Source organism: Arthrobacter sp. STN4 (assembly GCF_024539665.1).
GTDB lineage: Bacteria > Actinomycetota > Actinomycetes > Actinomycetales > Micrococcaceae > Specibacter.
Genome location: NZ_JAKZGX010000013.1, coordinates 95,823 through 108,402, shown reverse-complemented (window position 1 = coordinate 108,402; position 12,580 = coordinate 95,823). Strand labels below are relative to the sequence as shown.

The following is a 12,580-nucleotide window of genomic DNA, read 5'->3' as shown; positions in this document are numbered from 1 at the left end:
TGTTCGAAGGCAGCGACCTCAACGCGCGAGCAACATCCATGGTGGCCATATTAACTGAGACAAACCCCAGAAAGCCGTAGGTGGCCAGGTAAGTTGCGAAAATGGCCAACTAAATTGAGACAGGACACTGACGTCCAGCCGCGAAGGCATTGACGCCGAGATCAAGAACTGCGGCATTGGCTGGTCCCCGAGCCCGGACTTCACCGGCACGTCAAGGCAGCAGCACTCGGCGTTCTTCAGCGGCCAAAACTACAACCAGGACGTCTTCGCCCCGGCCTCCCTGCAGCAAAACCCCGGCTGGTCCTGGTGGCCGTCCCAGCAGCAGTCCTTCAACATCCTCAGCGACGGATTCCGCAGAAAGGCCTCGGGAACCACGCTGGTTGATTCCATCGCCACGGCGGAACAACAAATCATGACCGTTTTCAAGAACAGCGGCCTGAGCATCCGAAAGGAAAACGCATGACAACCACGTCCCTCAAGGCACGCCGCGAAGCCACGGCTGCCGTTCCGGCCCGCCGCCGGCGCAACGGCGCCACGACCCGCGCGCCCTGGCTTTTGCTGGCGCCGTTCCTGGCCCTGTTCCTGCTGACGTTCATCCTGCCGATCATCGTGGCGGTCATCTCCAGCTTCACGAAGGTCACCCGGCGCGGCCTGTTTGGTGAGCAGGGGATCAGCAGCGGCTTTGCCGGCTTCTCCAACTACGCCCAGGCGCTCGCCGACGGCAACTTCATCGGCTCGATCTGGCGGATGCTGCTCTTTGGCGTGGTGCAGGTTCCGGTCATGATCGTGCTCGCCACCGTCCTGGCACTGCTGCTCGAATCCGCCTCCGCACGCTGGCCCGGCCTTTTCCGCGCCGCGTTCTTCCTGCCCTATGGCGTCCCGGGCGTCATCGCCACCATCCTATGGTCCTTCCTTTACGTCCCCGGCCTGAGCCCGCTGTACAGCATTGCTTCCGCCTTTGGCCTGTCGCCGGACTTCCTGGGCCCCCACTCGGTGCTCTGGTCCATTGCCAACATCGTCACATGGAGCTACACGGGCTACAACATGCTCATCATCATCGCCCAGCTCAAGGCGATTCCCGGCGAAGTCTACGAGGCCGCCAGGATGGACGGCGCGTCCCCCGTCCGGGTGGCGTCCAGCATCCAGCTGCCCCTGATCCGCCCGGCGCTGGTCCTGACCACCATCTTCTCCATCATCGGCACGCTGCAGCTCTTCGCCGAACCCCAGGTGCTGCAATCCGTCTCCTCCTCCATTGACAGCCAGTACACGCCCAACCTCAGCGCGTACACCACAGCGTTCGCCTACAACGACTACAACGTCGCCGCCGCCCAGGCCGTGCTCATCGCCGTGATTGCCTTCGCGCTTTCCTTTGCCTTCCTCGCCATCACGAACAGGAAATCCTCATGACCGCAACACTGACCAAGCCCGGGACCAAGCCCGCCACCCGGCCCGCGGCGGCCGGCCGCAAAAAATCCACCACGATACTCGTCACGGGGGCGCTGGTGGTGGCCACCCTGTACTTCCTGGTGCCCGTCTACTGGGTGGTGGTCGCGTCCACGAAGACCACCGGGGACCTTTTCGGCACCAACGGCTTCGCCTTCGCCGCGAACTTCAACCTCTGGAACAACCTGGCCCAGGTGCTCAGCTACGACGGCGGCATCTTTGTGCGCTGGTTCGCCAACTCCGTGCTCTACGCCGGCGTCGGGGCCCTGCTGGCCACCTACATCGCCGCGGCCGGCGGGTACGCGCTGGCCAAGTACACGTTCCGCGGCAGCAACCTGGTCTTCGGCATCATTCTGGGCGGCGTGCTGGTCCCCGGCACCGCCACCGCGCTCCCGCTGTTCCTGCTCTTTAGCCAACTGGGACTGGCCAACACCTACTGGAGCGTGCTGCTGCCCTCCCTGGTGTCCCCGTTCGGGCTGTTCCTGTGCCGGATCCATGCCCAGGCCACGGTGGACCCCGCCCTGATCGAGGCGGCGCGGCTGGACGGCGCCGGCGAGATACGCATATTCCACACCGTGGGCCTGCGCGTGCTGACCCCGGCGCTGGTCACGGTGTTCCTGTTCCAGCTGGTGGGGGTGTGGAACAACTACTTCCTGCCGCTCGTCATGCTCTCCGACACCAGGCTCTACCCCATTACGCTGGGACTGAACAACTGGCTCAGCCAGGTCAACCGGCTGCCCGAGTTTTACCAATTGACCACCGGCGGAGTGCTGTTGTCCATCATTCCGCTCGCCCTTGCCATGATTGTGCTGCAGCGCTTCTGGCGCGGCGGCCTGACCGAAGGATCCGTCAAGTGATGACACCGCCCGCCACTCCCCCCGCATCCTACGTGTCCGACCGCGGCCCTGGTTCCGGCCGCCGCGTCCCGGCCCGCTCCCGCCTCCACAGCGACGCCCCGTCGCTGTCGCTGAACGGCGACTGGCGCTTCCGCCTGCTGTCCGGCCTCCCCGGCTCCCCGGGCGGGCCCGTCCTGCCCGGCGGCGAGGAGCCGGAAGGTGTTGCCGCCGAGGCGTTCGACGACGCCGGCTGGGACACCCTGCCCGTCCCGTCCCACTGGGTGCTGGAGGGCGCGGGCAAGTACGGCCGGCCCATCTACACCAACGTGCAGTACCCCTTCCCGATCAACCCGCCCCACGTCCCGGACGCCAACCCGACCGGCGACTACCGCCGCCGTTTCGACGTCCCCGCCGCCTGGCTGGAGCGCACGACGACGGACGCCGTCACCCTCCGCTTTGACGGCGTCGAGTCGCGCTACAAGGTGTGGGTGAACGGGACCGAGATCGGCACCGGCTCCGGCAGCCGGCTCGCCCAGGAGTTTGACGTCACGGAGGCCGTGCGGGCCGGCGAAAACGTCGTGGCGGTCCGGGTGCACCAGTGGTCCGCCGCCAGTTATCTGGAGGACCAGGACCAGTGGTGGCTGCCGGGGATCTTCCGCGACGTGACGCTGCAGGCCCGTCCGGCCGGCGGCATCACCGACGCCTGGCTGCGCACCGGCTGGACGGCAGGCGGCGCACTGACCGGCGCGGGAGCGGAAACGGGCACCGGCACCATCGACGCCGAAATCACCGCCGCCCCCGGCGCCTTCCCCATCACGCTCTCGGTGCCCGGGCTGGGCGTCCGGGTCCGCTGGGACTCCCCTGCCGACGTCGTGCCGTTCACGGTGGACAACGTGGAACCGTGGTCGGCCGAGGTGCCGCGCCTGTATGCAGCCACGGTGTCCAGCGCTGCGGAGACGGTGTCGCTCAGGCTCGGCTTCCGCACCGTGGAAATTGCCGGGGACCGCTTCCTGGTCAATGGCCGCCGCGTGGTGTTCCACGGCGTCAACCGGCATGAGACACACCCGGACCGCGGCCGCGTCTTCGACGAGGCGGACGCCCGCGAGGACCTGGCCCTGATGAAGCGGTTCAACGTCAACGCCATCCGCACCAGCCACTACCCGCCGCACCCCCGGCTCCTGGACCTGGCCGACGAGCTCGGCTTCTGGGTCATCCTCGAATGCGACCTGGAAACCCACGGCTTCCACACCCAGGGCTGGACGGACAATCCCAGCGACGACCCCGCCTGGCGCGGCGCCTACCTGGACCGGATCGAGCGGACCGTGGAACGCGACAAGAACCACCCGTCCATCGTCATGTGGTCCCTTGGCAACGAATCCGGCACGGGCGCCAACCTGGCCGCCATGTCCGCCTGGGTCCACGCCCGGGACAACGGCCGCCCCGTCCACTACGAAGGCGACTACACCGGCGCCTACACGGACGTGTACTCGCGCATGTACTCCTCCATCCCGGAAACGGACGCCATTGGCCGCGACGGCTCACGCTCCCTGCTGCTGGGCTGCTCCGCCGCGGAATCCGCCCGCCAGCGCCGCAAGCCGTTCATCCTGTGCGAGTACGTCCACGCCATGGGCAACGGCCCCGGCGCCATCGACCAGTACGAGGACCTCGTGGACAGGCACCCCCGGCTGCACGGCGGCTTTGTCTGGGAATGGCGCGACCACGGCATCCGCACGAAGACCGCGGACGGCACAGAATTCTTTGCCTACGGCGGCGACTTTGGCGAGGTGGTCCACGACGCCAACTTCGTCATGGACGGCATGGTCCTCTCCGACTCCACCCCCACCCCGGGCCTGTACGAGTACAGGCAGGTCGTCTCCCCGCTCCGCCTGGCCCTCACGAGGGACGACGGCGGCGCGCCCTGCCTGCGGGTGGCGAACCTGCGCCACACGGCCGACGCGTCCGACGTCGTGCTCCGCTGGCGGGTGGAGCACGACGGCGCCGTCACGGCGTCCGGCGAGGTGGACGCGGCAGCCCCCGGCGGAGGGGCGCTGGCGGCCGGCACTTCCACGGCGCTCCCGCTCCCGCCCGTGGCGGCCGCACCGCACGGGGAAACCTGGCTGACGGTGGAGGCCGTGCTGCGCGAGGCGACCTCGTGGGCGACGGCCGGCCACGTGCTGTCCGCGGCACAGCTGGACTGCTCGGCGCCCCGCACGCCGGCCAGGGCCCCGCGCCCCGCAGCACCCGTGGCCGCCCCCGCCGGCGGCGCCGCCGTGCCGGGCACCCTCACCCTGGGGGCCGCCGTGTTCGACGCCGGCCGGCTCGTCTCGCTGGCCGGCCTGCCGGTGTCCGGCCCCCGGCTGGAGCTGTGGCGCGCCCCCACCGACAACGACAAGGGTGCCGGCTTCGGCTCCTACGACCTGGCCGACCCGTGGCTGGACAATGGCAACGGCGTGCCGGCGCCGTCCTCCGCGAGCATGTGGCTGGCGGCCGGGCTGGACCGGCTCACGGGCCGGGTCGAGGACGTTGCCGTGCTCGACGGGGGCCTGCGGGTGAACACAAGCTACGCCGCGGCCAACAGCCGCGAGACGGTGTCCGTGGCGGAAAACTGGCAGCTGGCGGACGGGGAGCTGTGGCTGCGGGTGGACATTGCGCCCAGTGCCGGCTGGGACACCGTGTGGCCGCGCATCGGCATCCGCCTGGACCTGCCGGTGTCGGTGGACGGCGCCTCCTGGTTTGGTGCGGGGCCGCGGGAATCGTACCCGGACAGCATGCATGCCGCGCTGGTGGGCCGCTACTGCGCATCCCTGGACGGGCTCGCCGTGCCGTATGCCCGGCCGCAGGAAAGCGGGCACCGCAGCGGCGTCCGCTCGCTCGAGCTGTCCCGCAGCGGCAAACCCTGGCTGCGGATCGACGCCGAGCCCGATGCCGCCGGCAGGCGGCCCGGCTTCACGCTGTCCCGGCACACGGCCCAGGAGGTGGCCATGGCCGGGCACCCGCACGAGCTGCCGGAGCCGGCCCACAGCCACCTGTACCTGGACGCCGCCCAGCACGGGCTGGGCTCGCGCGCCTGCGGGCCGGACGTGTGGCCGGACTTCGCGCTCCGCCCGGAAGCGCGGGCCCTGGTGTTGAAAATCACTGCCGTCCAAGGCATGCGGCCGCCGCGGCGGGGCATTTCTTAGCGAATTCTTAAGCGCCGTGCGGGACAGTGGAGGAAAGGCCTTCGGGCCGCCTCCCAGTCCCCGCACGCATCGGAGAGTTACTTGTCCCATCCTGTTCCAGACCACCAGTACCGTGACGGCCGCCTGGGCGGTGCCGCCCCCCGCCATGCGTCCGGGGCGGCCACCCGCCTGGCTGTGCTGCCGCAGCTTCGGCTGTGGGGCCTGTGGGTCGTGGTGCTGTCCGCAGCGGTCCTGACCCTGGGTTTTGTGGCCACCGACGTGCACGGTTTCAGCGCCGACGAGTTCACCGTCGACCAGGACCTGAGCCGGCACCATGACGGCGTGCTGACCGTCCTGGCGATGACCTTGAACTACGTGTTTTCCCCCGTCGGCGCGGTGCTGGTCATTGCCCTGTGCTGCCTGTTCCTGCTGGTGGTGCGGAAATCCCCCGTGAATGCCATTGCCTTTGGCGGCACGGCCGCCGCCGGGTACCTCTCCAGCCAGTTCTTCAAGGCCATCGTGGAGCGCCAGCGCCCCAACCCGGCGCTGCTGTTTGACCCGCTCGCCCCGGAAACCGGCTCCAACAGCTTCCCCAGCGGCCACGTGGCGCTGGCCGTGGGGCTTGCCTGGGCGTTCTGGTTCCTGGCCCGGCACACCCGCTGGTCCAGGCTGGCTGCCATCCTGGGCGTCGTGGTCCCCGTGGTCCTGGCCTGGTCCAGGCTCTACATCGGCGTCCACTACCCCACCGACGTCATTGCCTCCTTCCTGGCGGCCACCGCCGCGGTGCTTCTCTTCGTCGGCGTGTGGAACCGCTTCCAGGGAAGCGTGCTGCCGCGCATACCCCTGCTGGAGCGCTTTGGCCCGGTCCGCGCCGGGGCCGCCCCTGCAGCCCGCCACTAACGAAAGGCCGCACCGTGAACATATTTGCCACCGCGCTTCCTGCGCTTGCCCCCGCCGGCCTGACGTCGGTCATGGACCCGTCGGCCCTCCTGCAGGGCCTCGGCCCCGCCACGCTGGCCGTGGTCGCCGTGATCGTCTTCATTGAATCCGGCCTGCTTTTCCCCTTCCTGCCCGGCGATTCCCTGCTGTTCACGGCCGGGTTGCTGCACCAGCAGCTGAACCTGGCCCTGCCCGTGCTGATCGGCGTCGTCGCGATTGCGGCGATCGCCGGCGACCAGGTCGGCTACCTGCTGGGGCGCAGGTTTGGCCGGCGCTGGTTCAAGGACGACGCCCGGATCCTGAAGACCAAATACCTCGTGGAGACGGAAACGTTCTTCGCCAAACGCGGCGGCTGGGCCATTGTCCTGGCGCGGTTCGTGCCCATCGTGCGCACCTACGCGCCGCTCGTGGCCGGCGTTGCCAAATACGACCACAAAAAGTTCACCCTGTGGAACGTGACGGGGGCAATCGGCTGGGCCGCCTCCGTCGTCCTGCTGGGTACCTGGCTGGGCCACTTTGAGGTCATTGCCAAGAACATCGACCTGATTGCCGTCCTCATGGTGCTGGTGTCCATCATTCCCGGCATCATCAGCGTGCTGCGCTCCCGCCGGGCGGCGCGCCGGGGCGTCCCCCCGGTGCACGAGGCTGCCAACGCCGCCACAGGCGACAATGGAAGGCATGCACACCAATGAGCGCCCCCGCCTCCTGCTCGTGGAGGACGACCCCGTCCTGGGCCCGTTGACGGCACAGCTGCTGGCCGGGGACTACGACGTCGAAGTCGCCGCGGACGGGCAGTCCGGGCTGCACCTGGCCCTGACCCGGGAATGGACGGCCCTCGTGGTGGACCGCGGCCTGCCCGTCATGGACGGCATCGAAATGATCCGCGCCCTGCGCCGCGCCGGAAACGGCACCCCCGTCCTGGTTCTCACCGCGCTGGGCAGCACCGCCGAGAAGATTGCGGGGCTCGACGCCGGTGCCAACGACTACATGGCCAAGCCGTTCGACGCCGGCGAGCTGCGCGCCCGCCTGCGCGCCATCACCCGCCGCTTTGACGCCGCGCCGGCCCGGCTGTCCATTGGCGACTGGACCCTGGACCCTGCGGGCCGGCTGCTGCGCTCCATCTACGGCGGGCATGTTGAGCTCACGGCCAAGGAGGCCGAGCTGCTGGCCATGCTCGCCGGGGAGCCGGGGCGCGTCTTCACCCGCCCGGAGCTCATGGCGGCGCTGTTCCACCCGCAGGATTCCCCCGGCGTCATCGACACCTATGTGCACTACCTTCGCAAGAAGGTCTCCAAGTCCGTCATCCGCACCGTCCACGGCTCCGGCTACCAGATCGGCGACGCTTCATGACGTCCCGCACGCCGGGCCCCGCCGGCACGCGGCCCGACGAACTGCAGCTGCGCCGGGCGGCCCTGACGGTGGGCCTGCGGATTGCCGTGGCCATCGCCGTCATGGTGATCGCCGTGATCGTGGCGGCCGCCATCTACATGCTCTACCTCTCCCACCACCCGGACGTGTCCAGGCAGGACCCCCATTCGGCCAGGGTGTACGTCGAGTCCAATGACATGCTCAAGGCCATGGCCGTGGCCGGCCTGGCTGGCATCCTGGCCGCCGGGGCCATTGGCTGGCTCAGCGCCCGCAACGCCATCCGCCCGCTGGGGCGGGCCCTGGAACTGCAGCGCCGCTTCGTCCAGGATGCCAGCCATGAGCTGCGCACCCCGCTGGCCATCCTCGACGCCCGGGTCCAGCTGGCCCAGGACCACGTGGCCGCAGGCACCGAAGCGGCGGCGCTGCTCGCCCAGGTCCGGCACGACACGGCCGGGCTGGCCGCCACGGTCCAGGAGCTCCTGCTGGCGGCGACGGGGGATCCCGGGTCAGCCGATGCCGAACCCGTGGACGTCAATGACGTGGTTGCCGGGGTCACGGCAGACTTCCAGGACATGGCCGCCGGCCGCGGCATCCGCCTGGAGTTCGTGCACACCGGCAGCCCCCGCGTGCGCATCCAGCCCAACAGCCTGCGCCGCGCCGTCCTTGGACTGGTGGACAACGCCCTCACCCACACGCCCGAAGGAGGACGGGTCACTGTCACGGCCATGTCCCGGGGCAGGGAAGCGGCCATCACCGTGGCGGACACCGGCACCGGGATTTCCGGGATCGACCAGGACCGCGTCTTCGACCGGTTCGCCCGCACGAGTGAGCCCTCCCCCGGCAACCGGCGCAGCTACGGCCTGGGCCTGGCCCTGGTCAGGGAGATCGCCGTGGCCGCCGGCGGGCGGGTGGAGATCAGCTCCACGGGCCCGCGCGGCACCACCATGGCCCTGACCTTCCCCGCCGTGCCGTAGCCCCAAGCACGCAGTTCGGGCAATGTCCGCCCGGAGCGGCTATTGTCGCTGGAAGCACGCACTTCCCGAACCGAAAGGGCAACCATCATGAGTGGCAACCCGGCGCTGGCCCGCCGCCTGGGCACGGTCGACGCCGTCGTCATCGGCCTCGGCTCCATGATCGGGGCCGGCGTTTTCGCAGCCTTTACGCCGGCGGCCCAGGCAGCGGGTTCGGGACTGCTCGTCGGGCTGGCCGTGGCCGGCGTCGTCGCGTATTGCAATGCAACGTCCTCGGCGCAGCTGGCCGCCGCCTACCCGACGTCCGGCGGCACATACGTTTACGGGCGGAAGCAGCTGGGTGAATGGCCCGGGTTCCTGGCCGGCTGGGGATTCGTGGTCGGAAAGACGGCCAGCAGCGCCGCCATGGCGATGACGTTTGCCGCCTACGCCGCGCCTCCGGGATGGGAAAGGCCGGTGGCGATTGCCGCCGTCGTGCTCCTGGTGGCCGTGAACTACCGGGGCGTGACCCGCACGGCGGCGCTGGCCCGGGTCATTGTGGCGGCCGTGCTCGTTGCGCTGGCCGTGGGCGTGTCGGCAGCCTGGGCGGGCGGCCCGTCCGGCGGAGGGGGCCGGTTGTGGGGCGCCGGGGTCCTCTCGCACGGCTGGTACGGGATCCTGCAGTCGGCCGGGCTGCTGTTTTTCGCCTTCGCCGGCTACGCACGGATCGCGACCCTCGGCGAGGAGGTGAAGGACCCGCGCCGGACCATCCCGCGCGCCATCCTCGTGGCCCTGGCCATCGCGGCGGTGGTCTATGCTGCCGTCGCCGCCACGGTCCTGGCCGCCCTGGGGCCCGACGGCGTTGCCGCCGCCCCCGCGCCCCTCGCCCAGGCGGTGGCGGCCGGCGGGTGGGCCTGGGCGGCCCCCGTGGTCCGGGTCGGCGCGGCGCTGGCCTCCCTGGGCGCGCTGCTGGCGCTCGTCGCTGGGCTGGGCCGGACGTCGCTGGCCATGGCGCGTGAATCCGACCTTCCCCGCTGGCTTGCCGCCGTGCACCCCACGTTTCAGGTGCCGCACCATGCCGAGCTGACCCTGGGCGCGGTGATTTGCGTGATCATTGCCGTTGCGGACCTGCGCGGGGCCATCGGATTTTCCTCCTTTGGCGTGTTGGTGTACTACCTGGTGGCCAACGTTTCGGCGTTCACCCAGGACCGGGCGGCCCGCCGCTACCCCCGGTTCCTGCAGCTGCTGGGCGCGGCCGCCTGCCTGGTCCTGGTGGCCACGCTGCCGCTGGAGGCGGTCGTGGCGGGCCTGGTCATGTTTGCCGTGGGAACCGGCTACCGGCTTTTCCGGCTGCGCCGCGCCCAGGGCTGAGGCACGGGCAGCGCGAACGGGCACTTGACAGTGGTGTTTGCGGGCATCCGCGTCAGGTGCCGGTTCGCGCTACAGGCTGATGCTGCCCACCGGCATGGAGGAGTCGGGTGCGAACGCGAGGTTGCTGGGCGCCACCCCGTTCATGACCAGCTGGGCGCCAAGGGCCGCCACCATGGCGCCGTTGTCGGTGCACAGGGACAGCTTGGGCACCAGCAGCGCAATGCCCGCCGCCTCGCACCGCTTCCGGGCCAGTTCGCGCAGCCGGGAATTGGCAGCCACGCCGCCGCCCAGCAGCAGCGTGGTGATGCCGTTTTCGCGGCACGCCAGCACCGCCTTGGCAGTGACGACGTCCATCACCGCTTCCTGGAACGACGCCGCCACGTCGGCCACCGGGACGTCCTCACCCCGGGCTTCGTACCCCTCCACGCAGCGGGCCACCGCGGTCTTCAGGCCGGAGAAGGAAAAGTCATAACGGTGCGGTCCGGGGGCTTCGGCGGTGCCCATGTACTTGGGGACGCTCAGCCCCCGGGGAAACCGGATGGCCTTGGGATTGCCCTCCCTGGCCAGCCTGTCGATGGCGGGCCCGCCGGGGTAGCTCAGGCCGAGCAGCCGGGCCACCTTGTCAAAGGCCTCACCGGCGGCGTCATCAATCGTGGCGCCCAGCAATTCCACGTTTGAGGCGATGCTGCGCACCCGCAGGATTTCGGTGTGGCCGCCGGAAACCAGCAGGGCGCCGAGGTTTTCCGGCAGTTTGCCCGCCGTGGACGCGGCGGCGATCGACTCGTCCAGCAGCCCCACGCCCACGTGTGCCACCAGGTGGTTGATGGCGTAGAGCGGCTTGCCCGTGGCCAGGGCCAGGGCCTTGGCGGCACTCACGCCCACCATGAGGGCGCCGGCCAGCCCGGGTCCGCTGGTCACCGCGATGGCATCGACGTCGGCCAGCGCCACGCCGGCGTCGGCGAGCGCCTGTTCCAGCGTGGGCACAAACGCGTCCAGGTGCGCCCGCGAGGCGATCTCGGGGATCACGCCGCCAAAGCGCACGTGCTCCTCCATGGAGGAGGACACCGTGTTGGTGAGCATCTCGACCCCGCGGACCAGCCCCACGCCGGTTTCGTCGCAGGAGGATTCGATCCCCAGGATCAGCGGATTGGCCTGGTTCATGACGGGTCCTTCGTGTCTGTCGTTTCCGCAGCATCGGCGGCTGCCGCGCCGGTCCAGGCGGCCACGGACAGGCGCATGACCAGCCCGTCCGAGCCGTCCCTGTAGTAGCGGCGGCGGGTGTGGATGTGTTCAAAGCCAAAGCGGCGGTAGAGTTCCTGCGCGCGCGGGTTGGTGGCGCTGACCTCCAACATCACGTCCCGGGCGCCGCGCCGCCGCGCCTCCCCGATGAGTTCGGCCAGCATGGCCCGGGCAATGCCGCGTCCCTCAAATTCCGGCAGGACGCCGATGGTCTGGATGTCCCCGATGGGCGGCACGCACATGAGCCCCGCGTACCCCACGGTTTGGGGGCGGCCGTCCCCGCCGGGCACTTCGGCGACGATGTACCGCCTGGTCAGGGGTGCGGCCAGCTCGTCTTCAAAGAGCTGGCGCGGCCAGCAGTCCACGCCGAACAGCAGAGCGTCCATGGCCGTGATGGGGCCGACGTCGGACGCGGCCATGTCCCGCAGCGTCGCCGGCGCCTCGGGCACCCGGGCGACATCCGCCTCCTGGCCCGTGACAGCAGACCCATTCCCGGCCGGCCCTTTCGCAGCAGCTCCATTCACAGCCGGTCCATTCACAGCAGGTCCATTCACAGCAGGGCCCGCTTCCGGGGTCCGGGGACCTTCGCGTCGGACTCACGCAGGTACAACGGCGCGCTGCCGGGCAGCTCGATCCCGGCCCGGATCCTGCCCGACGCCATGTGGCCCAGGGAGGCGGCGGTGGGCTGCAGGCCGGCGGTGGCGGGGTCCACGGTGCAGCCGTTCCCCGCAAGCTCCGCAGCGTACAGTCCGGCGCCCGCCCCGTGGACGGGCACGTCCCGGAGGTCCGCAGCCGGGCCCACCACCGGGCCCTCCAACAGTTCGCCGGTGCCGGAGAAGCGCGCCCAGTAGACTTCCTTCCGCCGGGCGTCCGTCGCCACCACAAACTCGCCGGCGGGCCGGCCCGCCGGCCCCTGCGCGGCCTGCCGCAGCGCGAGCACGTCCCAGGCCAGAGCCTCCAGGCTCATGAGCCCGTGCAGAGGCACCTGCCAGGTGAACGCCAGCGTGCGGGCCATGGCAATCCCGGACCGCAGGCCGGTGAACGGGCCGGGGCCCACCCCGACCACGATGGCGTCCAGCGCGGGCCCTTCCGCGACAGGGTCGGTGAACAGGGACCGGATGCCCGGGGCCAGCACCTCGGCGTGGGTGCGGGTGTCGGCCGTGGCAAATTCTGCCTCGACCCGTGCAGGCGCGGCGGACGCTGCGGTCCCGTCGAAGGAAAGCAGGGCCGCGCTGGCCACGGCGGAGGTGTCAATGGTGAGGATTCGCACGCATCC

The 12,580-nt window shown here is 70.3% G+C and carries 11 protein-coding genes; 8 read left to right on the top strand and 3 right to left on the bottom strand.

The genetic code is table 11. The annotated features are described in order from the left end of the window. The first annotated feature begins 459 nt into the window (after positions 1-459). From MMF96_RS11405 to MMF96_RS11370, 8 genes are all read left to right on the top strand, one after another. A complete protein-coding gene (locus MMF96_RS11405; protein ID WP_256883601.1) occupies positions 460-1,407 on the top strand; it encodes a carbohydrate ABC transporter permease in 948 nt (315 codons plus the stop codon). Continuing rightward, a complete protein-coding gene (locus MMF96_RS11400) occupies positions 1,404-2,300 on the top strand; it encodes a carbohydrate ABC transporter permease (RefSeq protein ID WP_256883600.1) in 897 nt (298 codons plus the stop codon). The genes MMF96_RS11405 and MMF96_RS11400 overlap by 4 nt, the downstream gene beginning before the upstream one ends. Then, positions 2,300-5,458, top strand: coding sequence for a glycoside hydrolase family 2 TIM barrel-domain containing protein (locus tag MMF96_RS11395; RefSeq protein ID WP_256883603.1), 3,159 nt, complete (start codon positions 2,300-2,302; stop codon positions 5,456-5,458). The genes MMF96_RS11400 and MMF96_RS11395 overlap by 1 nt, the downstream gene beginning before the upstream one ends. An 81-nt stretch (positions 5,459-5,539) precedes the next feature. Next, positions 5,540-6,337 (top strand): phosphatase PAP2 family protein, encoded by a 798-nt coding sequence (locus MMF96_RS11390; RefSeq protein WP_256883599.1) that lies wholly within the window; start codon positions 5,540-5,542, stop codon positions 6,335-6,337. A 14-nt stretch (positions 6,338-6,351) separates the two neighbouring features. Beyond that, on the top strand, positions 6,352-7,068 hold the full coding sequence (locus tag MMF96_RS11385; protein ID WP_371130752.1) for a VTT domain-containing protein: 717 nt from the start codon (positions 6,352-6,354) through the stop codon (positions 7,066-7,068). Continuing rightward, positions 7,055-7,726: a response regulator transcription factor gene (locus MMF96_RS11380; RefSeq protein WP_256883598.1), complete on the top strand. Its 672-nt coding sequence runs from the start codon at positions 7,055-7,057 to the stop codon at positions 7,724-7,726. Before MMF96_RS11385 ends, MMF96_RS11380 begins: the two co-directional genes overlap by 14 nt. Continuing rightward, positions 7,723-8,718 (top strand): HAMP domain-containing sensor histidine kinase, encoded by a 996-nt coding sequence (locus MMF96_RS11375; protein WP_256883597.1) that lies wholly within the window; start codon positions 7,723-7,725, stop codon positions 8,716-8,718. The genes MMF96_RS11380 and MMF96_RS11375 overlap by 4 nt, the downstream gene beginning before the upstream one ends. An 87-nt stretch (positions 8,719-8,805) precedes the next feature. Beyond that, positions 8,806-10,065 (top strand): APC family permease, encoded by a 1,260-nt coding sequence (locus MMF96_RS11370; protein WP_256883596.1) that lies wholly within the window; start codon positions 8,806-8,808, stop codon positions 10,063-10,065. 69 nt (positions 10,066-10,134) lie between these two features. On the opposite strand, the gene tsaD is transcribed toward MMF96_RS11370, so the two are convergent. The 3 genes from tsaD to tsaB all read right to left on the bottom strand — a co-directional run bounded on the left by tsaD (position 10,135) and on the right by tsaB (position 12,574). Next, positions 10,135-11,226 (bottom strand): tRNA (adenosine(37)-N6)-threonylcarbamoyltransferase complex transferase subunit TsaD, encoded by a 1,092-nt coding sequence (tsaD, locus tag MMF96_RS11365; protein WP_256883595.1) that lies wholly within the window; start codon positions 11,224-11,226, stop codon positions 10,135-10,137. Further along, on the bottom strand, positions 11,223-11,723 hold the full coding sequence (gene rimI / locus MMF96_RS11360) for a ribosomal protein S18-alanine N-acetyltransferase (protein WP_176615163.1): 501 nt from the start codon (positions 11,721-11,723) through the stop codon (positions 11,223-11,225). Before rimI ends, tsaD begins: the two co-directional genes overlap by 4 nt. Before the next feature lie 131 nt (positions 11,724-11,854). Continuing rightward, entirely contained in the window at positions 11,855-12,574 is a 720-nt protein-coding gene (tsaB, locus tag MMF96_RS11355; protein ID WP_176615162.1) for a tRNA (adenosine(37)-N6)-threonylcarbamoyltransferase complex dimerization subunit type 1 TsaB, read from the bottom strand. Positions 12,575-12,580 lie beyond the last annotated feature (6 nt).